Source organism: Streptomyces nitrosporeus (assembly GCF_008704555.1).
Lineage (GTDB): Bacteria > Actinomycetota > Actinomycetes > Streptomycetales > Streptomycetaceae > Streptomyces > Streptomyces nitrosporeus.
Genome location: NZ_CP023702.1, coordinates 618,787 through 644,606 on the forward strand (window position 1 = coordinate 618,787; position 25,820 = coordinate 644,606).

Annotated in this window: 16 protein-coding genes; 11 read left to right on the forward strand and 5 right to left on the reverse strand. The window is 72.7% G+C overall.

Annotation, left to right across the window (positions count from 1 at the left end):
* Positions 1 to 117: 117 nt before the first annotated feature.
* Positions 118 to 1,287: a xylose isomerase gene (gene xylA / locus CP967_RS02810; protein WP_150486394.1), complete on the reverse strand. Its 1,170-nt coding sequence runs from the start codon at positions 1,285 to 1,287 to the stop codon at positions 118 to 120.
* A 207-nt stretch (positions 1,288 to 1,494) separates the two neighbouring features.
* Here xylA and xylB point away from each other — a divergent pair, with 207 nt between their 5' ends.
* The 5 genes from xylB to CP967_RS02835 all read left to right on the forward strand — a co-directional run bounded on the left by xylB (position 1,495) and on the right by CP967_RS02835 (position 8,270).
* Positions 1,495 to 2,976: a xylulokinase gene (xylB, locus tag CP967_RS02815; RefSeq protein WP_150486395.1), complete on the forward strand. Its 1,482-nt coding sequence runs from the start codon at positions 1,495 to 1,497 to the stop codon at positions 2,974 to 2,976.
* Between the two features lie 90 nt (positions 2,977 to 3,066).
* Positions 3,067 to 4,344, forward strand: a complete 1,278-nt coding sequence (locus CP967_RS02820) for a VWA domain-containing protein (protein ID WP_150486396.1) — start codon at positions 3,067 to 3,069, stop codon at positions 4,342 to 4,344.
* Positions 4,344 to 5,180, forward strand: a complete 837-nt coding sequence (locus CP967_RS02825; protein WP_150486397.1) for a hypothetical protein — start codon at positions 4,344 to 4,346, stop codon at positions 5,178 to 5,180. The genes CP967_RS02820 and CP967_RS02825 overlap by 1 nt, the downstream gene beginning before the upstream one ends.
* Before the next feature lie 157 nt (positions 5,181 to 5,337).
* Positions 5,338 to 6,210 (forward strand): universal stress protein, encoded by an 873-nt coding sequence (locus CP967_RS02830; protein ID WP_150486398.1) that lies wholly within the window; start codon positions 5,338 to 5,340, stop codon positions 6,208 to 6,210.
* Between the two features lie 161 nt (positions 6,211 to 6,371).
* On the forward strand, positions 6,372 to 8,270 hold the full coding sequence (locus CP967_RS02835) for an ABC transporter ATP-binding protein (RefSeq protein WP_150486399.1): 1,899 nt from the start codon (positions 6,372 to 6,374) through the stop codon (positions 8,268 to 8,270).
* Positions 8,271 to 8,378: 108 nt separating this feature from the next.
* On the opposite strand, the gene yicI is transcribed toward CP967_RS02835, so the two are convergent.
* The gene (gene yicI, locus CP967_RS02840) at positions 8,379 to 10,646 is read right to left on the reverse strand and encodes an alpha-xylosidase (protein ID WP_150486400.1); all 2,268 of its coding nucleotides are present in this window, start codon (positions 10,644 to 10,646) and stop codon (positions 8,379 to 8,381) included.
* A gap of 55 nt (positions 10,647 to 10,701) precedes the next feature.
* Positions 10,702 to 13,584, reverse strand: a complete 2,883-nt coding sequence (locus tag CP967_RS02845; protein ID WP_150486401.1) for a glycoside hydrolase family 3 C-terminal domain-containing protein — start codon at positions 13,582 to 13,584, stop codon at positions 10,702 to 10,704.
* Positions 13,585 to 13,968: 384 nt separating this feature from the next.
* Here CP967_RS02845 and CP967_RS02850 point away from each other — a divergent pair, with 384 nt between their 5' ends.
* Genes CP967_RS02850 through CP967_RS02875 form a run of 6 tightly spaced genes read left to right on the forward strand, consistent with a single transcriptional unit; the run spans position 13,969 to position 24,172 of the window.
* Positions 13,969 to 15,645 carry an extracellular solute-binding protein gene (locus CP967_RS02850; protein ID WP_150486402.1) on the forward strand — a complete coding sequence of 559 codons (1,677 nt, stop codon included), beginning with the start codon at positions 13,969 to 13,971 and terminating at the stop codon, positions 15,643 to 15,645.
* 1 nt (position 15,646) lies between these two features.
* Positions 15,647 to 16,669, forward strand: coding sequence for an ABC transporter permease (locus tag CP967_RS02855; protein WP_150486403.1), 1,023 nt, complete (start codon positions 15,647 to 15,649; stop codon positions 16,667 to 16,669).
* Between the two features lie 17 nt (positions 16,670 to 16,686).
* Positions 16,687 to 17,610 (forward strand): carbohydrate ABC transporter permease, encoded by a 924-nt coding sequence (locus CP967_RS02860; protein ID WP_150491664.1) that lies wholly within the window; start codon positions 16,687 to 16,689, stop codon positions 17,608 to 17,610.
* Between the two features lie 54 nt (positions 17,611 to 17,664).
* Entirely contained in the window at positions 17,665 to 19,911 is a 2,247-nt protein-coding gene (locus tag CP967_RS02865; protein ID WP_150486404.1) for a sialidase family protein, read from the forward strand.
* A 14-nt stretch (positions 19,912 to 19,925) separates the two neighbouring features.
* Positions 19,926 to 21,905 carry a beta-galactosidase gene (locus tag CP967_RS02870; protein ID WP_150491665.1) on the forward strand — a complete coding sequence of 660 codons (1,980 nt, stop codon included), beginning with the start codon at positions 19,926 to 19,928 and terminating at the stop codon, positions 21,903 to 21,905.
* A 23-nt stretch (positions 21,906 to 21,928) separates the two neighbouring features.
* Entirely contained in the window at positions 21,929 to 24,172 is a 2,244-nt protein-coding gene (locus CP967_RS02875) for a glycosyl hydrolase family 95 catalytic domain-containing protein (RefSeq protein WP_150486405.1), read from the forward strand.
* Between the two features lie 212 nt (positions 24,173 to 24,384).
* Here CP967_RS02875 and CP967_RS02880 read toward each other — a convergent pair whose 3' ends face one another.
* Positions 24,385 to 25,392: a LacI family DNA-binding transcriptional regulator gene (locus CP967_RS02880; protein ID WP_150486406.1), complete on the reverse strand. Its 1,008-nt coding sequence runs from the start codon at positions 25,390 to 25,392 to the stop codon at positions 24,385 to 24,387.
* Between the two features lie 201 nt (positions 25,393 to 25,593).
* Positions 25,594 to 25,800 (reverse strand): hypothetical protein, encoded by a 207-nt coding sequence (locus CP967_RS02885; RefSeq protein WP_150486407.1) that lies wholly within the window; start codon positions 25,798 to 25,800, stop codon positions 25,594 to 25,596.
* Positions 25,801 to 25,820 lie beyond the last annotated feature (20 nt).

Sequence of the window (25,820 nt, forward strand, 5' to 3'; positions counted from 1 at the left end):
GTTCCGGCGCCGCGGCCCGCCGCCGTCCCGGACGTGGTGCCGGGACGGCGGCGGGCCGCCTCCGCCGGTCCCCCGGCGGGTCCGGCGGGACGGCCCGCCGGGTTACGGCTGTCCGGTTCAGCGGACGCCGAGGAGGTGTTCCATGGCGAGCTGGTCGAGTGCTTCGAAGGCCATGGAGCGGGTGGCGACGGTGTCGGCGTCGAAGTCCTCGTAGGCCGTCCTGTCGGCGAGGAGGGCCTTGAGGCCGTCCTCGGCGGTGGGGCGGGCGAGTTCGTCGAGGCGGGAGGCGGTCAGGGCCTCCTGGACGGCGGGATCGGCGCGGAAGGCCGCGGCCCGGTCCTTGAGGATGAGGTAGTTGCGCATGCAGTTCTTCGCGGACTCCCAGACCCCGTCGATGCCGTCGGTGCGCACCGGCTTGAAGTCGAAGTGGAGGGGGCCCTGGTAGTCGGAGCTCTCCAGCAGGTCCACGAGCCAGAACGCCTGGCGCAGGTCGCCGGCGCCGAAGCGGAAGTCCTGGTCGTACTTGATGCCGGACTGGCCGTTGAGGTCGATGTGGAAGAGCTTGCCGGCCCACAGGGCCTGGGCGATGCCGTGGGGGAAGTTCAGGCCGGCCATCTGCTCGTGGCCGGTCTCCGGGTTCACGCCGACCAGCTCGGGGCGCTCCAGGCGCTCGATGAAGGCCAGGGCGTGGCCGATGGTGGGCAGGAGGATGTCGCCGCGGGGCTCGTTGGGCTTGGGCTCGATGGCGAAGCGCAGGTCGTAGCCCTGCTCGGTGACGTACTCGCCCAGCAGGTCGAAGGCCTCCTTCATCCGGTCCAGGGCGACCCGCACGTCCTTGGCCGCACCGGACTCGGCGCCCTCGCGGCCGCCCCAGGCGACGTAGGTGGTGGCGCCGAGCTCGACGGCCAGGTCGATGTTGCGGATCACCTTGCGCAGCGCGAAACGGCGCACCTCGCGGTCGTTGGAGGTGAAACCGCCGTCCTTGAACACCGGGTGGGTGAACAGGTTCGTCGTGGCCATCGGGACCTTCAGCCCCGTCCGCTCCAGCGCGTCCTTGAACCGGGAGATGTGACCGGCACGCTCGCTCTCGGTGGACCCGAACGGGATCAGGTCGTCGTCGTGGAAGGTCACACCGTGCGCGCCCAGCTCCGCCAGCCGCTCGACCGACTCGACCGGGTCCAGCGCCGGACGCGTCGGCTCACCGAACGGGTCGTTGCCCCGCCAGCCCACGGTCCACAGACCGAAAGTGAACCTGTCAGCAGGAGTGGGAGTGAAGCGTTCCGTCATCGTCTGTCCGCCTTCGCATGCGTCGGGTGAGGCACCGGCCGCCCCGGGTCACCGATTTGTTCAGTAACATTATTAATCATGCACGGGACTCCCTGTCGACGTAACCCCCCTGCAGGTCGAAAGCCGGTCGCCTCTGGTCGGAAAGCCTTCGATCACGTAATTTGTTCGTCGCACGATCAAAATCAGCATGCGAGGAAGAGGTAGCCCATGCCGCCGCGTACCGTCGTCATCGGCGTGGACAGTTCCACCCAGTCCACCAAGGCGGCCGTCACCGACGCCGTGACCGGCGAGCTGCTCGCCGTCGGCCGGGCCCCGCACGTGGTCACGGGTGAGGGCGGTGCCCGCGAGAGCGATCCCGAGATCTGGTGGCGGGCCCTGTGCGACGCGGTGGCCGCGGGGATGAAGGAGTCCGGTCTGGCCGCGTCCTCGGTCACCGGCATCGCCGTGGCCGGCCAGCAGCACGGCCTGGTGGTGCTCGACCGGTCCGGCCGCCCGCTGCGCCCGGCGCTCCTGTGGAACGACACCCGGTCCGCGCCGCAGGCGGCGGCGCTGACCGCCGCGCTGGGCGGGCCGGAGGCGTGGACCGCGCGGACCGGGACGGTGCCGGTCGCCTCCATGACGGCGTCGAAGTGGCAGTGGCTGCGGGAGAACGACCCGGCGAGCGCGGGGGCGGCGGCCGCGGTGCGGCTGCCGCACGACTTCCTGACCGAGCGGCTCGCGGGTGTCGCGGCGACCGACCCGGGTGACGCGTCGGGCACCTGCTGGTACTCGACCAGGACCGGTTCCTACGACCCGGAACTGCTGTCCCTGCTCGGTCTGGACGAGGCCCTGCTGCCGCCGGTCGCCGCCACCGGCGGGGTGCGCGTCGGCTCGCTGACCCCCTCGGCGGCCGAGGCGCTCGGCCTGCCGGCCGGGATCGCGGTCGCGGCCGGCACCGGCGACAACATGAGCGCGGCGGTCGGGCTGGGGCTGGGCGGGAGCGGACTGCTGGACCACCCGGTGCTGAGCCTCGGCACCTCGGGGACGGTCTTCGCCGCCTCCCGCACCAGGCCCGCGTCCACCGCGCTGTCCGGTTTCGCGGCGGCCGACGGTACGTACCTCCCGTTGGCCTGCACCCTCAACTGCACCCTGGCCGTCGACAAGGTCGCCTCCCTGTTCGGGCTGCACCGGGACGACACGTCGCCGGGGGGCGAGGCCGTGCTGCTGCCCTTCCTGGACGGTGAGCGCACGCCCGATCTGCCGCTCTCCGCGGGCCTGCTGACCGGGCTGCGGCACGACACCACCCCGCAGCAGCTGCTGGGTGCCGCCTACGAGGGGGCGGCCTTCACCGTGCTGCGGGCGATGGACGAGCTGCTGCGGGCATGCGGTCTCGACCCGGCCGACCCGGAGGTGGCCGCCCGGCCGCTGCGGCTGATCGGCGGCGGGGCGCAGGGCCGTACCTGGGTGGAGACGGTCCGCAGGCTCTCCGGACGCCCGCTGATCGTGCCCGCCGGAGGCGAACTGGTCGCCCGGGGCGCGGCGGCGCTCGCCGCTTCCGCGGCCGGCGGCGGCGACCCGGTCGCGGTGGCGACGGGCTGGAACTCCACCTCCCAGGACACCGAACTCCCGGCGGTGGAGCGGGACACGGAGACCTGGGAGCGGGTCGGGTCGGTGCTGGACCGGTCCGCCGGTCCGCTGCTCGGCGGCTGACGGCCGCTCGGTACGGGGCCCGGCGCGGGCCCTTCGGCCCGCGCCGGGCCGGTTTTGGGGATGATCGAGGATCTTCAATAAGATCCGTCGATGATCACACGAATACGGCTGAGGGCCGGGGTGTGCGTACTGCTCGCCACCCTGGCCGCCGGGCTGGGCACCGCCCTCCCCGCCGCCGCCGGCGAACCCCCCTCCGCCCTGACGCCCAAGGTCGAACTCGTCCTGGACGTCAGCGGTTCCATGCGCACCCGCGACATCGACGGCCAGTCCCGGATGAGCGCCGCCAAGCAGGCGTTCAACGACGTCCTGGACGCGGTGCCCGAGGAGGTCCAGCTCGGCATCCGGACGCTGGGCGCCGACTATCCGGGCGACGACCGCAAGGTCGGCTGCAAGGACACCCGGCAGCTCTACCCGGTCGGCCCGCTGGACCGCACCGAGGCCAAGACGGCGGTCGCGACGCTCGCGCCGACCGGCTGGACCCCGATCGGCCCGGCCCTGCTGGGCGCGGCCGACGACCTCGAAGGCGGGGAGGCCACCCGGCGGATCGTCCTGATCACCGACGGCGAGGACACCTGCGGGCCGCTCGACCCGTGCGAGGTGGCGCGTGACATCGCGGCGCGCGGGATCCACCTGGTCATCGACACGCTGGGCCTGGTGCCGAACGCCAAGATCCGGCAGCAGCTGACCTGTATCGCCGAGGCCACCGGCGGCACCTACACCGCCGTCCAGCACGCCGACGAGCTCTCCGGCCGGGTCAAGCAGCTGGTGGACCGGGCCGCCGAGCCCACCGTCACCCCGGTCGCCACCGAGGGCGCGGGCAGCTGCGAGGCCGCCCCGCAGCTGCGGGATGGCCTCTACACCGACCGCCAGGAGACCGGCAAGCACCGCTGGTACCGGGTGGACGTGCTGCCCGGCCAGGAACTGCGCGCGTCGGTGAGCGTGTCGGCCGACCGTGCCGTGCGCGAGGACTACGGGATCCTGCTGCGCGCGGTGACCGTCCACGGCCGTGAGATCGTCCGGGGCGCCGAGGCCGGCACGGGACGTACGGACGCGATCTCCACCGGGCTGCGCTATCCGAAGGCCGAACTCGACGGCGTGGACGGCGACGTGAAGCCGGCGGCGGAGACCGTCTGCCTCCAGCTCGGCAACTCCTTCTCCACCCCCGCCTCCGTGAAGACCACCCCGGGCATGCCCGTGGAGCTGACCATCGACCTGGTGGACGGGCCCGACGAGGCGTCCGACGTGGCCGCGTTCGGCCTGGGCCGCGGCTGGTGGCTGCTGGGCCTCATGGTCCTGACCGGACTGATCGCCGGCCTGCTGTTCGGCTGGATCTCGCGCTGGCGCATCGCCGTCTGGAGGACCAACTGATGGGTACCACCCGCAGGAACCGCCTGGTGCGCGCCTGCGCGGGCACACTGCTCGCCGGGGCCGCGCTGTTCACCTCGGCCGCGGTGGCCGTCGCCGACGGCCCGTCGGCGGGCGCGAGCCCCGCCGGGGACGGGTCCGCCGGGCCGACGGAGGCCGGTACCACCTTCCGTACCGCCACACCCGTCCAGGAGGGGCAGACCGCGACGGCCGAAGCCTCCACGGGCGACTACCTGTACTGGGCCGTCCCCGTGGACGCGGGCCGGCGGGCCACCGTGCACGCGAAGGTGACGCTCCCCGAAAACGCGGCCCGGCACGGCGCGTCGACCTGGCAGGTGGACGTCTACGACGGACTGCGCCGCCGCCAGGCGTGCGTGTACGGCCACCAGACCCGCAAGGCCCAGCCGGACGCGGGCAGCGTGGAGCTGTCCTGTGTGCTGCGTACCGTGCGCGCCTGGTCAGAGCCGTGGGCGAACGACCCGCTGCCGGGCAGTTACTACGTGCGGCTGACTGTCGTGGACCTGGCCGAGGAGGACCTCGGGCTGCCGGTCCGGGCCGAGGTCAGGGTCACCGCGGCCGACGAGGGCGGCGCCGCCGACGTGGACGGCACACTCGCCGAGCCGCTGGTCCCGGGGATCTCGGCCGCGCGGGCGCCGTCCGGCGACAGCGGTGACGGCACACCGGGCACCGGCCCCGAGGACGGCTGGGCGTCGGGCTGGTGGACCTCCCGCTGGCTGTGGACCGCGGGCGGTGGCGTACTGGCCGCGCTCGCCGGGGTGTTCGGATACGGACTCACCCGCGGCTCCGGTCGTCCGGCCGGGATCCCGCCGGGCGTCTGACACCGCGCCGGTCCCGGAACGGTCCGGACGGCCCCTGGCGAAGGGCCGTCGTGCAGGTCACAGACCTGTCCGGCGGCCCTTCGGCGTGCCGGGGCGAAGCGGGCGGGAGCGCCGGGGAGAGGATGGCGGTGAGATTCCCTTTCCTCTGGAGGCCATCATGTCGGACACCGTCACCGTCGGGCTGGACGGAACCGGCCACTCCCTCGCCGCCGCCGGCTGGGCGGCGCGCGAGGCCGGACTGCGGGGCGCGGCGCTGCGCCTGGTCCACGCCTGGGCGTGGCGTCCCGGCGACACGGGTTACGTCGGGGACCGCGACTCCGAGGAGCGCATGGTGCGGGCCATGCTGAGCGATGCCGAGGCCCGGGTGACCGCGGACCACCCCGGCCTGGAGGTGGACGCCGAACTGCTGGTCGGTGACCCGGTGTCCACCCTGGTCGCCGAGGCCGCCGGGGCCGGGATACTGGTGCTCGGCTCACGGGGTTACGGGACCCTCGCCGGGTACCTCGTCGGTTCGGTCTCGCTGCACGTGCTGCGCCGGACGGCCCGGCCGGTCGTCATGGTGCGCGAGACGGGGAAGGACTCCCCCGCGCCCGGAGCGTCCCGGGGGGTCGTCGTCGGTGTCCAGGACGCCGAGGAGGAGAGCGGCCGGGTGCTGGACTTCGCGTTCGCCATGGCGGCCGAGCGCGGGGTGCCGCTGCGCGCCGTGTACGCGTGGGAGCTTCCGCCGGTCCTCATGTGGAGCCCGGGTTCGCTCTGGGTGGCCCAGCAGCAGGGCGGCCTCGAACCGGTGCACCGGGAGATCCTGGCCGCGGCCCTGCGGCCGTGGCGCGAGAAGTACCCCCGGGTCGAGGTGGTCGAGCACGTCCGGGCGGGTTCGGCCTCCGAGGTGCTGCTGCCGTACGCCGGGGAGGCGGAACTGCTGGTGGTCGGCCGCCGCACCCCTGAGCCCGGTGTGCGCAGGCTGGGCCCGGTCACCCACGCGATGCTGCACCACGCGCCGTGCGCCGTGGCGGTGGTCCCGCACCTCTGACCCGGTGGGGCCGGGGCGTGGGGCCCCGGCCCGGCGCCCGGCCGGCGTCCGGCCGGCGGCAGGGGCGTGAGGAGGCCGCGGCGGCCGCCGGTTGACCTCAAGCAAAGTCGAGGCCTTAGCGTTCGCCGCGTACCGATCCCACTCCCGGAGGCATCGTTCCCATGAACATGGAAGTCACGGCCTGGTCCTCGCTGCACAGCGCGATGAACGCCCAGGAGGGCCGCAGACCCTTCTCCCGGGCCACCCTCCGCCGTATCGCGGCGTTCGCCCGGCCGCACCGGAGCCGGATCATCCGCTTCCTGCTGGTGAGTGTGGCCACCGCGCTGCTGGCGGTGGCCACACCCGTGCTGGCCGGGCAGGTCGTCGACTCGATCGTCGAGGGGGACGACTCTGGTACCGTCACCCGGCTCGCCCTGCTGATCGCCCTCATCGCCGTGTCGGAGGCGGCCCTCGCGCTCCTCACCCGGTGGCTGTCGGCGACGCTGGGCGAGGGGCTGATCCTGGACCTGCGCACGGCGGTCTTCGACCATGTGCAGCGGATGCCGGTCGCCTTCTTCACCCGCACCCGGACGGGCGCGCTGGTCAGCCGGCTCAACAACGATGTGATCGGCGCCCAGCGGGCGTTCAGCAACACGCTCTCCGGGGTCGTGTCCAACCTGGTCACCCTGCTGCTGACACTCGCCGTGATGCTGACCCTGTCCTGGCAGATCACCCTGCTCGCCCTGGTCCTGCTGCCGGTGTTCGTCGTACCCGCCCGGCGGCTGGGTTCGCGCATGGCGGCGCTCCAGCGGGAGGCCGCCGGACACAACGCCAGTATGGGGACGAGGATGACGGAGCGTTTCTCCGCGCCGGGCGCCACCCTGGTCAAGCTGTTCGGCCGCCCCGCGGAGGAGTCCGCGGCCTTCGCGGCGAGGGCGGGCCGGGTACGGGACATCGGGGTCCGTACGGCGATGCTCCAGTCGACGTTCATCACGGCGCTCACCCTGGTCTCGGCACTGGCGCTGGCCCTGGTCTACGGGCTCGGCGGCCACTACGCGCTGCGCGGCAGCCTGGAGCCCGGCGCGGTCGTCGCCCTGGCCCTGCTGCTGACCCGGCTCTACGCGCCGCTGACCGCTCTGGCCGGGGCGCGGGTCGAGGTGATGAGCGCGCTGGTCAGCTTCGAGCGGGTCTTCGAGATCCTCGACCTGAAGCCGCTGATCGCCGAGAAGCCGGACGCCCGGCGGGTGCCGGACGGACCGGTGTCCGTGGAGTTCGACGGGGTGTCCTTCGGCTACCCGTCCGCCGACAAGGTCTCCCTCGCCTCGCTGGAGGAGGTCGCCACGCTCGACGCACGGGGCGGCGGGACCGTGCTCCACGACGTCTCCTTCAGGGCGGAACCCGGGCAGACGGTGGCCCTGGTCGGCTCCTCGGGAGCGGGCAAGTCGACCGTCGCACAGCTCCTCCCCCGGCTGTACGACGCCGATTCCGGCACCGTGCGGCTGGGCGGCGTGGACGTACGCGACCTGAGCGCGGACTCGATCCGCGCCACCCTGGGCATGGTCACCCAGGACGGCCACCTCTTCCACGAGTCGGTGCGGGCCAATCTGCTGCTGGCCCGGCCCGACGCGTCGGAGGAGGACATCTGGGACGCGCTGCGCCGCTCCCGGCTGGAGGGCCTGGTCGCCTCCCTGCCCGACGGGCTGGACACGATCGTCGGGGAGCGGGGCTACCGGCTCTCCGGCGGGGAGCGCCAGCGCCTCACCATCGCCCGGCTGCTGCTGGCACGTCAGCGGGTGGTCATCCTCGACGAGGCGACCGCGCACCTGGACTCCACCTCGGAGGCCGCGGTGCAGGAGGCCCTGGCCGAGGCGCTGGAGGGCCGCACCGCGGTGGTGATCGCCCACCGGCTGTCCACGGTGCGGGCCGCGGATCTGATCCTGGTGGTCGAGGCGGGCCGGATCGTCGAGCGCGGCACCCACGACGAACTGCTGGCGCTGGAGGGGCGGTACGCCCAGCTCCACCGCACCCAGTTCGACCGGCGGGGGCCCCGGGAGACCGAGCCCGTGGAGTCCGTGGGCTGACGGGCGGGGCCGGGGGCACCGCTCCCCGCCCGGCGACTCCGGCGGCTCCGGCCGCCGACCGCCGCCTGACCGGGGGTCAGGGGACGGGCGGCGGCGGGGCGGGCGCGGTCAGGCCACGGTCACCGTGCCCGTTCCCTCTCCGGCCGCTCCGGTCTCCTCCACGCCGACGCGGTACGGCCGTCCGGTCCCCTCCGCCGTGACCCGCACTCCGGCCGCGTCCCGGACGACGTGGAACGACGCCGCCGCGGCTCCGGTGAGATCCGGCACCGTGACGGTGCGCTCGCCGGCGGCGGAGCCGAAGACGCGCAGGGTGAGGTGGTCGAGCCAGTCGCCGTCCGGGCGCTGGTCGTCGGTGCCCCAGGGCAGGACCGCGCCGTCCCGCACCAGCAGGGGCAGGCTGTCGAAGCCGTGGGTCTCCTGGCGCCAGGCCGGGCCGGTGACCGTCTCGCCGGTGAGCAGGGAGGTCCAGGTGCCCTCGGGTACGTAGTACTCGACTTCGCCGTCCTCGGTGAAGACCGGGGCGACCAGCAGGTCCGGGCCGAGCATGTACTGCCGGTCCAGGGTGCGGGTGGCCGGGTCGCCGGGGAACTCCGCCAGCATGGGGCGCATCACCGGGACGCCGGTGCGGTGCGCCTCGGCGGCCACGGCGTAGAGGTAGGGCATCAGCCGGTGCTTGAGCAGGGTGAACTTCCGTGCCACGTCGACGGCTTCCTCGCCGAACTCCCACGGCACCCGGTAGGAGACGTTGCCGTGCAGGCGGCTGTGGGAGGAGAGCAGGCCGAAGGCGAGCCAGCGCTTGAAGACCGCCGGGTCGGGCGTGCCCTCGAAGCCGCCGATGTCGTGGCTCCAGAAGCCGAACCCGGACAGCGACAGGGACAGCCCGCCGCGCAGCGACTCCGCCATCGCGGTGAAGGAGGCGAAGCAGTCTCCGCCCCAGTGGACCGGGTACTGCTGGCCGCCGGCCGTCGCGGAGCGGGCGAAGAGGACCGCCTCGCCGGTGCCGCGTTCCCTCTCCAGGAGGTCGAAGACGGTGCGGTTGTAGATCTGGGCGTAGTAGTTGTGCATGCGCTCCGGGTCGGAGCCGTCGTGCCAGACCACGTCGGTGGGGATGCGCTCGCCGAAGTCGGTCTTGAAGCAGTCGACGCCCTGGTCGAGCAGGAGGCGCAGTTTGCCGTTGTACCAGGCGGCGGCGGCCGGGTTGGTGAAGTCCACCAGGGCCATGCCGGGCTGCCAGAGGTCCCACTGCCAGATGTCGCCGTCCGGCCGCCGTACCAGGTAGCCGTGTCCGGCCGCCTCGGCGAACAGTGCCGATTTCTGGGCGATGTAGGGGTTGATCCACATGCTGATCCGCAGCCCGCGCTCCTTGAGGCGGGCCAGCATGCCCTCGGGGTCGGGGAAGACCTCGGGGTCCCAGAGGAAGTCCGACCACTGGTACTCGCGCATCCAGAAGCAGTCGAAGTGGAAGACGCTGAGCGGGATGCCCCGCTCGGCCATGCCGTCGACGAAGGAGGTGACGGTGGCCTCGTCGTAGGAGGTGCAGAAGGAGGTGGTGAGCCAGAGGCCGAAGGACCAGGCCGGCGGGAGGGCCGGCCGGCCGGTGAGGGCGGTGTAGCGGGAGAGCACCTCCTTCGGGGTGGGTCCAGCAACGATGTAGTACTCCAGCGTCTGGTCCTCGACGCTGAACTGGACCTGGCCGACGGCCTCGGAGCCGACCTCGAAGGAGACCTTGCCGGGGTGGTTGACGAAGACGCCGTAGCCGCGCGAGGACAGGTAGAACGGGATGTTCTTGTAGGCCTGCTCGCTGCTGGTGCCGCCGTCGGCCTGCCAGATGTCCACGCTCTGGCCGTTCTTGACGTACGGCGTGAAGCGCTCGCCGAGGCCGTAGACGTTCTCGCCGACGTCCAGGGCGAGCTGGGCGATCATGTGGTGGACGCCGTCGGGGGTGGTGGCGAAGGCGGTGCCCTTGGGGCCGGCTCCGGTCAGGTGCCGGCCGTCGGGGCCGAGGAAGGTGATGCCCCAGGGGCCGTCGCCGTCCATGCGCAGCGTCAGGGGGCCGCTGGTGAGTTCGGTGGTCCCGCCCTCCTGCCGGGTGCGGGCGCCGGGGGCGGAACCGTCACCGGGGTAGAGGGTGAAGTCGGGGCCGCGGCGGGCCTTCCCGGCGTGGTGGGTGGTGCGTACGCCGATGACGCCCTCGGCAGGCGAGAAGCACTCGACGGTGATCAGCGGGGTGTTGAGGGTGTCGCCGCGTGCGGCCACCTTCTTGACGGAGGCGTAGGCGGTGAACCGGTTCTCCTCGACGCGCAGGTCGCGGATCTCGGTGGCGTAGGAAGCGCGTACGCCCTCACGCATCAGCCAGAAGCCGTCGGTGAACTTCATGCGGTCTCCTTGCCGGGGGTACGGGGGAAGGGTCGGGGGCGGCGGGCGGCGGGGGTCACTGCGCGGCCCCGGCGCGCGTGAAGCCGAGGTGCGCGAGGCGCACGGTGCCGTGCAGGGTGACGCGTACGTCGTGCACGCCCCGGGGCGTGAAGCCGGCCTCGGCGGTGGTGTAGTCGTACGGTCCGCCGGTGGCGGGCACGGGGACCTCTGCGGTGCGGCCGTCCGCCTCGACGGTCACCGAGCCCCCGCCGGAGACGGCCAGTGTCAGCCGCGCGGCTCCGTCGCCGAAGTCGCAGGCTCGGAAGAGGAGTTCGCCGGGGGTTCCGTCGGCGGCCGGGGTGACCGCGTCGCCGTCCCGCTTCGTGCGGTCGACGATCTCGGTGCCCTGCTGGGTGTCGTAGGCGGCGGCCTCCAGGCCGTGTTCCAGGACGGGGCGCGGGCCGGACGGCAGCCCGTCGAGGGTGACGGACGCGGTGAGGCGGATGTCGGCGCTGGAGGCGCCGGCCAGGATGTCGTACGTACCGGGCTCGACGGCCCAGCGGCCGTGCGCGACGCTCCAGTGGCCCAGTTCCTCGACGGGGACCAGGAATTCGAGGCGCTCGGAGGCGCCGGGGGCGAGGTGCAGGCGGCGGTGGGCGACCAGCTTCCGCCCCGGCAGGTCGCGGGAGGCGGCGTCGGCCGCCCGGACGTAGATCTGGGCGACCTCGTCGGCGGGGACGGGGCCCTCGTTGGTGACGGTCAGCGAGATCCGCAGCTGGTCGCCGTCAGGCCCGGCCTCGATGTCCGTGTAGCCGAAGTCGCTGTATCCGAGCCCGTGGCCGAAGGGGTAGAGAGGGGTGCCCTCGAAGTAGAGGTAGGTCTGCCGGGAGCCGATGACGTCGTAGTCGAACAGGCCGGGCAGGTCCGTGTCGGCGGCGTACCAGGTCTGCGGGAGGCGGCCCGCCGGGGAGACGTCTCCGGCGAGGACCCGGGCGAGCGCGGTGCCGGCCGCCTGGCCGCCGTGCGCGGTCCAGAGCAGGGCGGGCAGTTCGGCCGCCGCGTCGGGGACCGCGTAGGGGTAGGCGGAGGTGAGGGCGAGGACGGTGCGCGGGTTGGCCGCGCGGGCGGCGCGCCACAGCCGGTCCTGCTGGGCCGGGAGGGCGAGGGTGGTGCGGTCCTCGGTCTCGCGGCCGTTGATGTGGGGGTCGTTGCCGGCGACGACGATCACGGTGTCGGCGGCCTCGGCCACCCGGGCGACGGCGTCCTCGCCGCGCTCGACGGTGACCGTCTCGAAGACGGTCGCGCCGGCCGCGGAAATCTTTTCCCCGCCGGCGGCAACCTTCGCGCCGTCGGCGGCGACTGACACGTACCCACCGGTCCCGATGTGCAGAAGGCGGTGCCCGCCCGCGTGTCCCTCCACCGCTTCCCTGCGGAAGGTCTCCTGGACGACCCAGCCGCCCGGCTCCTCGGCGGACGCCCTGACGTATCCGTCGTCGGCGACCGAGAGGTACAGCCCCTCGTCGGTCCGGAAGGTCAGCACCCCGTCGCCCCAGTCCACGACGGACAGTTCGGTGCCCGTCGCGTCGCAGGTCAGCGGTGGCAGGTCGGTGCGGCCCGCCAGCAGAGCCGGGTCCAGGGCGCCTTCGGCCCCGCGCGTCCCGCCGTCGGCGGGTGCCGTGTTCTCCGGCACCCGCAGCCGGCCGCCGTCGCAGGCCAGCAGGACGCGGTCGGTGCCTTCGGCGTACAGGACGCGGCCGGCGCCGTAGCGCTCACGGATTCCGTCGAGCGGGGTGGAGCGGTGGATCAGGGTGCCGCTGTACCAGTCCAGCTTGCAGGCGTCGGCGAGCAGTCCGACGACGGCGACGGTGCGGCCCTCCTCGGGTGCCAGGGGCAGCAGGCCGTCGTTCTTCAGCAGGACGACGGCCTGTTCGGCGGCCTCCTGGGCGAGCGCCCGGTGCCCGGGGGTGTCGAAGGCGTCCGTCGCCGCGTAGGGGTCGAGTTCCGGGTCGAACTCCCCCAGCGCGAAGCGCAGGGCGAGCAGCCGGCGGACGGCGGTGTCGATGTCGTCCTGGGTGAGGAGGCCCTTGTCGAGCGCGCCGCGGATCCGGCCGGTCATGACGGAGGAGTCCTGGCCGTGGTCGGTGAAGCTGTCGACACCGGCCTTGAGGGAGGCGGCGGTGGCCTCCTCGTGGGTGTCGAAGTAGTGCTCGGAGTCGACCAGGTTGGAGGGGGCCCCGGCGTCCGAGCAGACGACGAGCGGCTGGTCGGTCCAGCCGCGCAGCTGCTGCTCCAGGAGCGGGGAGACGTGGTTGGGGCGGCCGTTGACCAGGTTGTAGGCCGGCATGACCCCGGCGACCGCTCCGGCGCGTACCGCGTCGCGGAAGGCCCGCAGGTCGTACTCGTGCAGGACGCGGGGGCGCACCGAGGAGGAGGCGGTGTCGCGGTCGGTCTCGTTGTTGTGGGCGAGCCAGTGCTTGAGGACGGGGGCGGTGCGCCAGTAGTCGGGGTGGTCGCCGCGCAGTCCGCGGGTGTAGGCGACGGCGATCGCGGAGGTGAGGGCCGGGTCCTCGGAGTACCCCTCCTCGCCGCGGCCCCAGAGCGGGTGGCGCAGCAGATTCACCGTCGGGGCCCAGACGTTGAGGCCCACCCGGTCGTCCGTGGCGCGCTTGGCGCGCACCTCGTCGCCGACGGCCTCACCGACCCTGCGGACCAGTTCCCCGTTCCAGGTGGCGCCGAGACCGACGGCCTGCGGGAAGACGGTGGCCGGTCCCATCCAGGCGACGCCGTGCAGCGCCTCCTGCCCGGTGCGGAAGGGGCCGACTCCCAGGCGCTCGACCGCGGGGGCGAACTGATGGAGCATCGCGATCCGCTCCTCGGGCGTGAGCCGCCCGAGGAGGTCGTCGACGCGTGCGGCGAAGGGGAGTCGGGGGTCTCGGAAGGGCAGCGGATGGTCCGTCACGTGCGGGTCCCCTAGTAAAGGTGGGAGGTATGACCGAGCAGAACGCTTCGAAAGATCTTCACAGATCTTCGAAGCGCTTCGATGCTCTGCGTCCGACCCGCACGTGTCAAGGGTGTGCCCTGAGCATTTCGGGCAGCGTGGGCGGTAGGCCGGAAAACAGTTGGGACACAGGTCGGAGGAATATGGAATCCGACTCTTGTGCGACCCGATCGCTTCACTTAACCTCGCTGCAACATCGAAGCGCTTCGACGCCTCATGGTTGACCCGCTTCATCTCGGTCGGCGCCGTGTCGCCGGCTCGTCGGTTACGCCCCTACCTCAGACACAGGAACCGGACGGCACACCGCCCCCGGCTCGACCTGGTGCACCACGAAGGGTTGACGCAATGACGCCGAACATCCCCTCCTCCCCCAGCCGGAGACGGTTCCTCGCCTCCACCGCGGTCGCCGCGGCTGCCGTGGGCGGCGGGATTCCGCTCCTCGCCGCCTGCGGCGGCGGTACCGGCGGCAGCTCGAAGAACGAGGGCGCGACCACGGGCAAGAAGCTGAAGGACATCCTTCCCGCCTACGTGCCCTCGAAGGCCGTCACCCCGGACATCCCCAGCAAGAACGGCTCCGCGGCCGGTTTCACCACCGCGCTCCCGGCCGACCAGCTGGCCGTGTCGGTGCCGAAGAAGCTGGGCAAGGGCAGCGAGCTGACCGTCATGGCGCCGCTGTGGGGCACCTCGCCGGCCGAGGGCAACCCCTACTGGACGGCGATGGACGAGGCCGCCGGCGTCAAGGTCAAGTGGCAGAACCAGGACGGCAACACCTACGGCCAGAAGCTGGGCGCGGTGCTGGCCTCCAGCGCCATCCCGGACGCCGTCGTCATCCCCGGCTGGGAGCTGGGCGGCAAGATCCCGAGCGCCATCGCCAACAAGTTCGCCGACCTCGGCCCCTACCTCTCGGGCGACAAGGTCAAGGCGTACCCGAACCTGGCGGCCATCCCCACCGGCGCCTGGCAGCGCGGTGTCTTCGCCGGCCAGCTGCGCGGCCTGCCGATGCCGGCCGAGTCCACGCCGAACATCACCCCCTTCTACCGGGCCGACATCTTCGAGGAGAAGGGCTGGGAGACCCCGACCACCACGCAGGAGTTCTACGACCTCTGCAAGGAGATCAACGCCCCCAGGAGCAAGGTGTGGGCGTGCAGCGACATGACGTGGTCTGCGTGGGTCTTCTTCGGGGTGCTGCCGGAGAAGCCGTACTACTGGAAGCTGGTCGACGGCAAGCTGGTCAACCGCTACGAGACCGACGAGTACCTGGAGGCGCTGGAGTGGTCGCGCTCGCTGTACTCGGCCGGCTTCGTGCACCCGGACGCCAAGGCCGAGACGGGTGACATGCGCACCACCTTCTCCGCCGGCAACGTCATGATGTACAACGCGGACATCTCGGACTGGTACGCCGCCTGTGCGATCCAGCGCCTGGACAACCCGGACTTCAAGATGGGCGCCATCGACTTCTTCGCCCACGACGGCGGCGCGCCCACCATCTACGAGGCCGCGCCCTCCAACATCTGGTGCATGATCAGCAAGAAGGCCGACAAGAAGACGGTCGAGGACATCCTCGCGCTGGCCAACTACACCGCCGCTCCCTACGGCTCCAAGGAGCAGCGTCTGAAGGCCTACGGCCTGGAGGGCACGCACCACACCCTGGAGGACGGCGTCCTGACGAAGACCGAGGAGGGCAACAACCAGGTCTTCGCCACCTACGAGTACATCGCCTCCCCCTCGCCGTTCCGCGCCTACCCCGACCACCCGGACGTCGCCAAGGGTGTCGTCGAGTGGCAGCAGCGCCAGGGCGCGCACCTGAAGAAGCCGCTGTTCCACGGCATGCAGATCCAGGAGCCCACCCGCTACACCGAGCTGAACGCGCAGTTCGAGGCGCTGGAGAAGGACATCGTGCGCGGGCGGAAGAAGGTCGGCGACATGCAGCAGCAGGTCTCCGACTGGAAGAGCAGGGGCGGCGACAAGCTCCGCGACTGGTACAAGAAGCTGCTCGACGAGACCGGTGAGTCGGCTTCCTGACATGTCACTGAGCACAGAGGGCCGGCGGGCGCGGAAGGCTTCCGCGCCGCCGGCCGAGAAGGGCACGACGGTCACCGGGGAGCCCCCGGTGACCGGGAAGGTGCCCCTGCGGCACCGTCTGCGCCGGGACCGGACGCTGATCCTGATGACCCTGCCGGCGATCCTGCTGCTGCTGGTCTTCGCGTACGTCCCGCTGGTGGGCAACGTCGTCGCCTTCCAGGACTACGACCCCTACATCGCGGACAACGCGTTCCAGGCCATCCTGAACAGCCCGTGGGTGGGCTTCGAGTGGTTCGAGCAGATGGTGAACGACCGGCTGTTCTGGTCGGCGCTGGGCAACACCCTGACGATCTTCCTGCTGCAGCTGACGCTGTTCTTCCCGGTGCCGATCCTGCTCGCGCTGTTCATCAACAGCTTCGTGCGGCCCCGGGTCCGGGCGGTGGCGCAGGCCATCCTGTACCTGCCGCACTTCTTCTCCTGGGTCCTCGTCATCACGGTGTTCCAGCAGATGTTCGGCGGCGCGGGGCTGATCGCGCAGACCCTGCGGGAACACGGTCACGAGGGTTTCGACCTGATGACCGACCCGGGACTGTTCAAGTTCCTGCTCACCTTCGAGATGATCTGGAAGGACGCCGGCTGGGGCGTCATCGTCTTCCTCGCCGCGCTGGCCTCGGTCAGCCCGGAGCTGTACGAGGCGAGCGCCATGGACGGCGCGAACCGCTGGCGCCGGATGTGGCACGTCACGCTGCCCGCCCTGCGCCCGGTCGTGGCCCTGCTGCTGGTCCTCCAGGTCGGCAACGCGCTCACGGTCGGCTTCGAGCAGATCCTGCTCCAGCGCACGGCGGTCGGTCCGGGCGCCTCCGAAGTCCTCGACACCTATGTCTGGAACGTCGGTATCACCTACGGCGGGTTCAGCTACGCGGCAGCCGTCGGCATCGTCAAGGGAATCTTCGGTCTGCTGCTGGTCCTCGGGGCCAACAAGGTCGCCCATCTCATGGGTGAGCAGGGGGTGTACAAGAAGTGAGCGGCCTGCTCTACAGAATGACCGGCGTGGCCGGTGTGAAACCGGGGACCCGCGGCCGGCTGCGGCCGGTGTGGGAGGAGGAGCCCACGAAGGCGGGCCTCGCCTCCAAGGGCGTCGTCCTGGTCCTGATCTGCCTGGCCGTCCTCTTCCCGCTCTGGGTCGTGGTCGTCACCAGCCTGTCCTCGGTGAAGACCATCACCGAGGCCGGCGGGCTGGTGGTGATCCCGCGGGGGGTCACGTTCATCGCCTACCAGGAACTCCTGGGCGGCGGCCAGGTCACCCGCGCCACCCTGGTCAGCATCTGTGTGACGGTGGTCGGGACGCTCTTCAGCATGACCGTGTCGATCATGTGCGCCTACGGACTCTCCCGCCCCGGGTCCGTGCTCCACCGGCCGCTGCTGCTGACCATGCTCGCCACGATGTTCTTCGGCGCGGGGCTCATCCCCACCTATCTGGTGGTGCAGGGCCTGGGGCTGACGGACTCCTATCTGGCGCTGATCCTGCCGAGCGCGCTGAACGTCTTCAACATCCTGGTGCTGCGCGCCTTCTTCATGAGCACGGCCCAGGAGCTCATCGAGAGCGCCCGCATCGACGGGGCCGGCGACGTCCGCATCCTGTGGCAGATCGTCATGCCGCTCTCCCGCGCGGTCATCGCCGTGATCACGCTCTTCTACGCGGTCGGCTACTGGAGCGCCTGGTTCAACGCCTCCATCTACATCAGCGACCCGAAGATGCTGCCGCTGCAGAACGTGATGAACCAGCTCGTCCTCAAGCAGGAACGGCCCACCGGCCTGGCCCAGGTGATCAACACCGGTCATCTCTCGCCGCTCGCGATCCAGATGGCGGTCATGGTGCTGGCGCTGATCCCGGTCGCGGTCCTGTCGCCCTTCGTCCAGAAGCACTTCAAGGAGGGCATGCTCACCGGCGCCGTCAAGGGCTGACGTCCGCCGCTCCCGCCCCGCCCCCTCCCCTCCCTCCCCGGAAGGTCCCTCGTCATGCGCGCTTCGTCCGACCCGAGACCCGAATCCGTCCAGCACACCGGGCCGGGGCGCCGGGCCGTCCTCGCGGGCGCCGCCGTGGCGGCCGCCTCCGCCACGGTGCTGCCGGCGGCGGGCGCCGCCTCGGCGGCACGCCGGCCCGCCGCGTCCGAGCGGTACCGCTGGCGTACCGCCGCGATCGGCGGCACCGGTTTCGTGACGGGTCTCCTGTTCCACCCGTCGGCGCGCTCCCTCGCCTACGCCCGTACCGACATCGGCGGGGCCTACCGCTGGGACGCGCGCGCCTCCCGCTGGACGGCGCTGACCGACCACATCGGCTGGGACGACTGGAACCTGCTGGGCGTCGAGGCGATGGCCGTCGACCCGGCGCACCCGGACCGGCTGTACCTGGCGCTCGGGACGTACGCCCAGGACTGGGCGTCGCCGGGGGCGGTGCTCCGGTCCGAGGACCGGGGCGCGACCTGGGAGCGTACGGACCTGACGGTGCGGCTCGGCGCCAACGAGGACGGCCGGGGCGCGGGCGAACGGCTGCTGGTCGACCCGCGTGACAGCGAGACCCTGTGGCTGGGCACCCGGCACGACGGGCTGCTGCGGTCCGCGGACCGGGGGGCGAGCTGGTCGGCGGACACCTCGTTCCCGGCGGCCGTGTCGGCGACCGGGCAGGGGGTCACGCTGCTGGTCGCGGCGGGCCGCACGGTGTACGCGGGCTGGGGCGACGGCGGGACGGCGCTGTACCGGACGACGGCCGCGGGCGGCTGGGAGGCCGTGCCCGGACAGCCGTCCGCCGGCACCGCGACCGGCGTGCCGATCCGCGCCGCCTACGACGCGCACACCCGCGCGCTGTACGTGACGTACGCGAACGGGCCGGGCCCCAACAACCAGACGGACGGTTCGGTGCACCGCCTCGACACGGTCACCGGCGCCTGGAGCGACGTCACCCCGGTGGTCCCGGGCGAGGGGGACGCCTTCGGCTACGGCGGTGTCGCGGTCGCCGCGTCCCGCCCCGGTACGGTCGTGGTCTCCACCAACAACCGCTGGGGACAGGTGGACACCCTGTTCCGGTCCACGGACGGCGGGGCGAACTGGACCTCGCTGAAGGACACCGCGGTGCTGGACGTGTCCGAGACCCCCTATCTCGAATGGGGCGGCGAGGGCGCCAAGTTCGGCTGGTGGATCCAGGCGGTCGCCGTCGATCCGCACGACGCCCGCCACATCGTGTACGGCACCGGCGCGACGGTCTTCGGGACACGGGACCTGGTGCGCTGGGCGCCGGAGATCCGGGGCCTGGAGGAGACCTCCGTACGCCAGCTGATCTCACCGCCGTCGGGGCGCGCCCGGCTGCTCAGCGGGCTCGGTGACATCGGGGTGATGTACCACGACTCGCTGACGGCCTCCCCTTCCAGGGGCATGGCGTCGAACCCGGTGTTCGGCACGGCGACCGGGCTGGCCCTGGCCACCCTGGAGCCGTCGTACGTCGTCCGGGCCGGCTGGCCGTCGGGGTCCTCCTCGGCGGGCGCGTACTCGCGTGACGGCGGCCGCAGCTGGAAGCCGTTCGCGGCCCAGCCGGAGATCGCCGCCTCCGCCCCCGGCCCGATCGCCGTCTCCGCGGACGGCGCGGTGCTGCTGTGGTCGTTCGTCCACTGGGACGGCACCACGTACGCCGCCCACCGGTCCACCGACAACGGTGCCACCTGGGCGGAGGTCCCCACCTTCCCCGAGGGCGGTGCCCCGGTCGCCGACCCCGTGGACCCCGCCCGCTTCTACGTCTACGACACGGACACCGGGGCGGTGTTCCGCTCCACGGACGGCGGCGCCACCTTCACCCGGGGCGCCACCGGACTCCCCTCGGGCGACGTCCAGTTCAGGATCGCGGCGGCGCCGGGCCGCTCCGGCGACCTGTGGCTGTCGGCCAAGGACAACGGGCTGCTGCGCTCGGTGGACGGCGGCCGGACCTTCACCGCGGTCGCCGGCTGCCAGGCCTCGCACGCCCTGGGCTTCGGCAAGGCGGCCCCGGGCAGCCGGGACCGCTACCCGGCCGTCTTCCAGACCGGCCGGGTCACGGCGGTCCACGACGACGTGGTCGTGCTCCGCTCCGACGACGCGGGCCGCACCTGGGTCAGGATCAACGACGACGCCCACCGCTGGGGGTGGACCGGTGAGGTCATCACCGGTGACCCCCGCGTCCACGGCCGTGTCTATCTGGGCACCAACGGCCGCGGCATCCAGTACGCAGACCCCGTATGAGGAACGAGAAGTCCATGCCGTCCCTGCACGACGCCACCCGCGGCCGCCTCCTCTTCGGGGGCGACTACAACCCCGAGCAGTGGCCCGAGGAGGTGTGGGCCGACGACGTGAGGCTGATGAAGGAGGCCGGGGTCAACTCGGTCACCGTCGGCGTGTTCTCCTGGGCGAGGATCGAACCACGCCCGGGGGCCCGCGAGTTCGGCTGGCTGGACCGGCTGATGGACCTCCTGCACGCGCACGGCGTCGGGGTGGTCCTGGCCACCCCGACGTCCTCGCCGCCGCCGTGGATGGGGGCGCTGCACCCGGAGACCCTGCCGCGCGCCGAGGACGGCACGGTCGTCTCCTACGGTTCGCGGCAGCACTTCTGCCCCAGTTCGCCGGTCTACCGGCGGTACGCCGCCGCGCTCACCGAGGACCTGGCGGCGCGGTACGCGGACCACCCGGCGCTCACCGTGTGGCACATCAACAACGAGTACTGCACGCACTGCTGGTGCGACGAAACGGCCGCGCACTTCCGCCGCTGGCTGACCGCCCGCCACACCACCACCGACGCGCTCAACGAGGCCTGGGGCACGGCGTTCTGGAGCCAGCGCTACGACACCTGGTCGCAGGTCCTGCCGCCCCGCAAGGCGCAGTACATGCGCAACCCCGCACAGGTGCTGGACTTCAAGCGGTTCACCTCCGACGCGCTGCTGGAGTGCTTCACCGCCGAGCGGGACATCGTCGCCCGGCACTCCCCGCACATCCCGGTGACCACCAACTTCATGCCGATGTGGGCCGGCCAGGACGGCTGGGCCTGGGCGGAGCAGGAGGACGTGGTCTCCGTCGACGTCTACCCCGACTCCCGGGACCCGCAGGGCGGGCAGTACAACGCGATGCTCGCCGACATGACGCGTTCGCAGGCCGGCGGGCCGTGGATGCTGATGGAGCAGGCCGCCGGCGGGGTCAACTGGCGTCCGGTCAACCAGCCGAAGCCGGCCGGGCTGAACCGGCTCTGGTCGCTGCAGTCGGTGGCCCGGGGCGCGGACGCGGTCTGCTACTTCCAGTGGCGCCAGTCGCGGCAGGGGGCGGAGAAGTTCCACTCGGCGATGCTGCCGCACGCCGGGGAGGGCGGCCGGACCTTCGGCGAGGTGAAGCGGATCGGCGCCGAACTCGCCCGTATCGGCGGGAAGGTGGCGGGCACGCACAGCACCGCGGACGTGGCCGTGCTGCACGACTGGGACGCCTGGTGGGCGAGCGCCCAGGAGGGCCGGCCCTCCACCCTGGTGGACTACCCGGACCTGGTGCGGGCCTGGCACCGGGCGCTGTGGGAGAACGGCACGGCGACCGACTTCGCCCGCCCGGAGTCCGGCCTCGACGGCTACCGGGTGGTCGTCGTCCCCCAGCTGTACCTGCTGCGGGACGCGGCGGTCGACAACCTGATCGCCTATGTCCGGGGCGGCGGCACCCTCGTCTGCGGGTTCTTCACCGGGGTCGCGGACGAGGACGACCGGGTCCGGCCCGGCGGCATGGACAGCCGGCTGCGGGAGCTGTTCGGCATCCGCAGGGTCCACGAGTGGTGGCCGCTGGACGCGGGCACCACGGTGGAGTGCGAGGGCCTGCGCGGCACCCTGTGGTCGGAGGAGCTGGAGCCCGACGGCAGCGCCGAGACGGTGTCCGCCTACCGGGGCGGTGAGCTGGACGGCCTGCCCGCGGTGCTCCGCAAGGGCTCCGCCTGGTACGTCTCGACGCTTCCGGAACCGGAGGCGCTGCGCGGCCTGCTGGGCCGGGTGACGCGCGAGGCGGGTGTGCGTCCGGTGCTGGAGGGGCTGCCCGAGGGGGTGGAGGCGGTGCGCCGGGGCGGTCTGCTCTTCCTGCTGCACCACGGCAGCTCCACGGTGACGGTGGAGTTGCCGGAAGGCGGCTGGAGGGATCTGCTCACCGGGACGGCGGCCGGCGGCCGGGTGGAACTGGGCCGTTTCGGCGTCGCGGTGCTCGAAGACGGCCCGGCATGACCGACGGGACAAGACGGCCCGGCATGACCGACGGGACCTGGGAGCCGCTGCCCGCCGCCCGCTGGGAGGACGCCTTCCTCAGCGGGAACGGGCGGCACGGCGCGATGGTGTGGGGCGACCCGGCGGACGACCGGGTGATCGTCAACCACCACAGCCTGGTGCGCCCCAACGGCAGTGAGCGGCTGGGGCCGCCGGAGCTCGCGCACCGGCTCGGCCGGGTGCAGGACGGGCTGCTGGCCGGGGAGGTGACGGCGGCCGAGGAGTTCGGCGCGGGCCGGCCCCTGGTGTGGGTGCAGCCCTTCCACCCCGCCTTCCAGACACGGATCCGCCGGGACCCCGGCCGGCACGGCGCGGGCACCGGTTACCGGCGCGCGGTGGACTTCACCACCGGCGAGGTCAGCGCCTCGTACGAGGCCTGGCGCAGCCGGGTGTTCGTCTCACGGGCCGACGACGTGATCGTGCAGCACGTCACGGATCCGGGTCTGAGCGCCGACGTCTGGCTGGACCCACTGCTGCCGGGCGCCCCGGCGCGGCTGGCGGTGGGGCGTTCGACGGTGCTGACCCCGGACGGGGCGCGGCTGGCGCTGCGGGTGGGGTACCCGGACGGCTCCACGGCGTACGCCGGGGTCACCGTGGTGCGGGTGGACCGCGGCACGGTGGCGGTGGCGGGCGACGGTGTGCGCGTCGAGGGGGCGCGCGGCCTGACGCTGACGACCCGGGTCCGCCGCGCGCCGGGCCCCACCGACTTCTCCGCCCTGTGGGCGGACCTGCCCGGGGACGAGTACGCGGAACTGCTCGCCCGGCATCTGCCGCTGCACGGCGGGGCGTACCGGAGGTCCTCCCTCACGCTGCGGGACGCGGCGGGTGAGCGGGAGCTGTCCGGCGGCGAGCTGCTGGCCCGCCCGCGCTCCCCGGCGCTGCTGGAGCGCCTCTTCGCGGCGGGCCGCTACCATCTGCTGTCCTCCTCCGGGGTGCTGCCGCCCCGGCTGACCGGGCTGTGGACCGGTGACTGGGACACCGCCTGGTCCGGGGCGTTCACCACCAACGCCAATCTCAACCTCCAGGTCGCGTCGGCCGCGAGTGCCGCGCTGCCGGAGGTATCCGAGGCCCACGCGGCGCTGGTGTACGGGCAGTTGGAGCACTGGCGGGACAACGCGCGGGCGCTGTTCGGTGCCCGGGGCATCGTGGCGCCCTCCCACACGGACGGTGAGTCGGGGCACACCCGGCACTTCCAGCGGGCCTATCCGCTGCATCTGTGGACGGCCGGCGCCGACTGGCTGCTGCAGCCGCTGCTGGAGCACGCCGAGGTGACGACGGGGGCACCGGACGCCGGGCTGACCGCCGCCCTGGTGGAGGTGGCGCTGTTCTACGAGGACTTCCTGACCCGGGAGGGCCCGGACGGTGAGCTGGCCGTGGTGCCCTCCTACTCGCCGGAGAACCGTCCGGCCAACGCGAGCTGGGGCACGGTCAACGCCACGATGGACATCGCGGCGGCCCGCCACGCCCTGACGACGGCCGCCGCGCACGCCGCGGACCATCCGTCGGCGGGGCGCTGGCGTGCGCTGGCGGCCAGGCTGCCCCGCTACCTGGTCAACGGGGACGGGGCGCTCGCGGAGTGGGCGTGGCCCGGCCTGGAGGAGACGTACGACCACCGCCATCTGAGCCATCTCTACCCGGTGTGGCCGCTGGACGAGATCAATCCGTACGACGCGCCCCGCGAGGCGGCGGCGGCGCACCGTGCGCTGGAGCTGCGCGGGGCGGAGAACGACTCCGCGCACGGGCATCTGCACCATGCGCTGATCGCCGCCCGGCTGCGGGACCCGGCACGGGTGGCGGGGGCGCTGGACGCGGTGCTGGGCGGGGACTTCTTCCACCACTCGCTGATGAGCGCGCACTATCCGTCCCGGAACGTCTACAACGCGGACGCGGCCCACACCCTGCCCGCCGCCGTCATCGAGTCGCTCGTCCAGTCCGCGCCGGGCCGCCTGGTGCTGCTGCCCGCCGTCCCGGCGTCCTGTCCGGCGGGTGAACTGCGCGGTGTACGCACCCGGTTCGGTGCCCGGCTGGACCTGAGCTGGTCCGGTTCGGGGGCCACTGCGGTGCTGCGTCCGGACCGCGACGCCCACGTCGATCTGCGTACGGGCGACGGCTACGCCCTCACCGACCGCCCGTCCGGTACCACGGCCGAGCCGCACGCCGGCCTCCCCGCGGCTCCTCTGGAGCTCACGGCCGGCGTGGACCGCGTCCTCACCCTGGAGGCGCGGTAGCAACCTCCGCCCCCGCGTGGAAGGGACACTCCCACGGCGCGTGCCCGCACCGCCTCGGGCAGGCCGGCCGCGGAGGCGGGCGGCCCGGGCTCCCGGACGAGCGGCTTCCCTGTCTCGCCGGGCCGGCGGCCCGGCCCGGGGCCCGGTGCGGGCCGCCGGCGCGGGAGGGGCCGGCCCGCCCGGACGGCGCCCGCCCCCTCCCTCGTCGCCGGTCAGACCGGGGCGGGGCCCGTGCTCGCCCGTACGGTCAGTACCGGGGCGAGCAGTTCGACCTCGTCCGCCTCGCGGCCGGCCAGTTTCGCCACCACCTGCTCGACCGAGCGCCGGCCCATCTCCTGGGCCGGGATGGCGACGGAGGTGAGCCGGACGGAGGCGCCGGTGGCCACCTGGTCGGGGCAGACGGCGACGACGGAGACGTCCTCGGGGACGGCCCGGCCCTGCTGCTGGAGCAGGTTGAGCAGGGGTTCGACGGCGGCTTCGTTCTGCACGATGAAGCCGGTGGTACCGGGGCGTTCGTCGAAGACCCTGGCCAGGGTCCCGGCCATCGCGGCGTAACCGCCCTCGCTGGGCCGGTGCAGGATCCGCACCCCGGTCTCCTGCGCCTTGGCCCGGATGCCGTCCACGGTCCGTTCGGCGAAGCCGGTGTGCCGTTCGTAGACGGCGGGGGCCTCACCGATCACCGCGATCTCGCGGTGCCCGAGCTCCGCGAGGTGTTCCACGCAGAGTGCGCCGGTGGCCTCGAAGTCGAGGTCCACGCAGGTGAGTCCGGCCGTGTCGGCGGGCAGCCCGATGAGGACGGCGGCCCGGCCGGACTCCCGCAGCAGTGGCAGCCGTTCGTCGTGCAGCTCCACGTCCATCAGGATCATCGCGTCGGCGAGCGAGCTCCCGGCGATCCGCCGGACGGCGGCGGGGCCTTCCTCGCCGGTGAGGAGGAGGACGTCGTAGCCGTGGGTGCGGGCGCAGGTGGCGACGGCGATGGCGATCTCCATCATCACCGGCACGTACATGTCCGTACGCAGCGGGACCATCAGCGCGATGATGTTGGACCGGCTGCTGGCCAGGGCGCGCGCCCCGGCGTTGGGGTGGTAGCCCAGCTCCTGGATGCTGTGCTGCACCCGTTTCCGGGTGGACTCGGAGATCGACCGCTTGCCGCTGAGGACGTAGCTCACGGTGCTCGCGGAGACTCCGGCATGCTGGGCGACCTCGGCAAGCGTGACCATTCGGCTCTCCATTACCAATGGGGCGGAAGGAGAGCAGGTACCGTTGGTGAAGCGCTTCGACAGCGCTCCCGTCCGCTCTGTTTTCCGCTCTGACATGCACAGATACACGAGCCTAGACGTGCTCACAGATGCTGTCCAGAGCGAAGATCGGAAGGGCGAGTCGAAGCGCTTCAACTCCAGGTCGGCGGAACTCCTGCGCCCTCAGGACGCCGACGGCCCCCCTCCTGTCGGCCGGTCCGCGGTCTCCTGGTACGCCGCCCGGGAGTCCGGGAGCCGGGGCCTCTCGCCGCTCGCCGCGCCGGACGCGGGGCCGAACGCCTGGAGGGACCCGATGGCCAGGAAGGCCGTCACCCCCGCCGCCAGGGCCCGGCCGGACCGTTGCGGGGTGCGCCGGGGGTTCACTGCCATGGCCTGGTCCGTTCGCTCGG

What these genes read in the sequence shown, in the direction of transcription:
- xylA (WP_150486394.1), bottom strand. Translation starts at nt 1,287, where the DNA reads ATGACGGAACGCTTCACTCCCACTCCTGCTGACAGGTTCACTTTCGGT.
- CP967_RS02865 (WP_150486404.1), top strand. Translation starts at nt 17,665, where the DNA reads ATGCGCGCTTCGTCCGACCCGAGACCCGAATCCGTCCAGCACACCGGG.
- CP967_RS02830 (WP_150486398.1), top strand. Translation starts at nt 5,338, where the DNA reads ATGTCGGACACCGTCACCGTCGGGCTGGACGGAACCGGCCACTCCCTC.
- CP967_RS02855 (WP_150486403.1), top strand. Translation starts at nt 15,647, where the DNA reads ATGTCACTGAGCACAGAGGGCCGGCGGGCGCGGAAGGCTTCCGCGCCG.
- xylB (WP_150486395.1), top strand. Translation starts at nt 1,495, where the DNA reads ATGCCGCCGCGTACCGTCGTCATCGGCGTGGACAGTTCCACCCAGTCC.
- CP967_RS02835 (WP_150486399.1), top strand. Translation starts at nt 6,372, where the DNA reads ATGAACATGGAAGTCACGGCCTGGTCCTCGCTGCACAGCGCGATGAAC.
- yicI (WP_150486400.1), bottom strand. Translation starts at nt 10,646, where the DNA reads ATGAAGTTCACCGACGGCTTCTGGCTGATGCGTGAGGGCGTACGCGCT.
- CP967_RS02875 (WP_150486405.1), top strand. Translation starts at nt 21,929, where the DNA reads ATGACCGACGGGACCTGGGAGCCGCTGCCCGCCGCCCGCTGGGAGGAC.
- CP967_RS02860 (WP_150491664.1), top strand. Translation starts at nt 16,687, where the DNA reads ATGACCGGCGTGGCCGGTGTGAAACCGGGGACCCGCGGCCGGCTGCGG.
- CP967_RS02880 (WP_150486406.1), bottom strand. Translation starts at nt 25,392, where the DNA reads ATGGTCACGCTTGCCGAGGTCGCCCAGCATGCCGGAGTCTCCGCGAGC.
- CP967_RS02885 (WP_150486407.1), bottom strand. Translation starts at nt 25,800, where the DNA reads ATGGCAGTGAACCCCCGGCGCACCCCGCAACGGTCCGGCCGGGCCCTG.
- CP967_RS02850 (WP_150486402.1), top strand. Translation starts at nt 13,969, where the DNA reads ATGACGCCGAACATCCCCTCCTCCCCCAGCCGGAGACGGTTCCTCGCC.
- CP967_RS02820 (WP_150486396.1), top strand. Translation starts at nt 3,067, where the DNA reads ATGATCACACGAATACGGCTGAGGGCCGGGGTGTGCGTACTGCTCGCC.
- CP967_RS02825 (WP_150486397.1), top strand. Translation starts at nt 4,344, where the DNA reads ATGGGTACCACCCGCAGGAACCGCCTGGTGCGCGCCTGCGCGGGCACA.
- CP967_RS02870 (WP_150491665.1), top strand. Translation starts at nt 19,926, where the DNA reads ATGCCGTCCCTGCACGACGCCACCCGCGGCCGCCTCCTCTTCGGGGGC.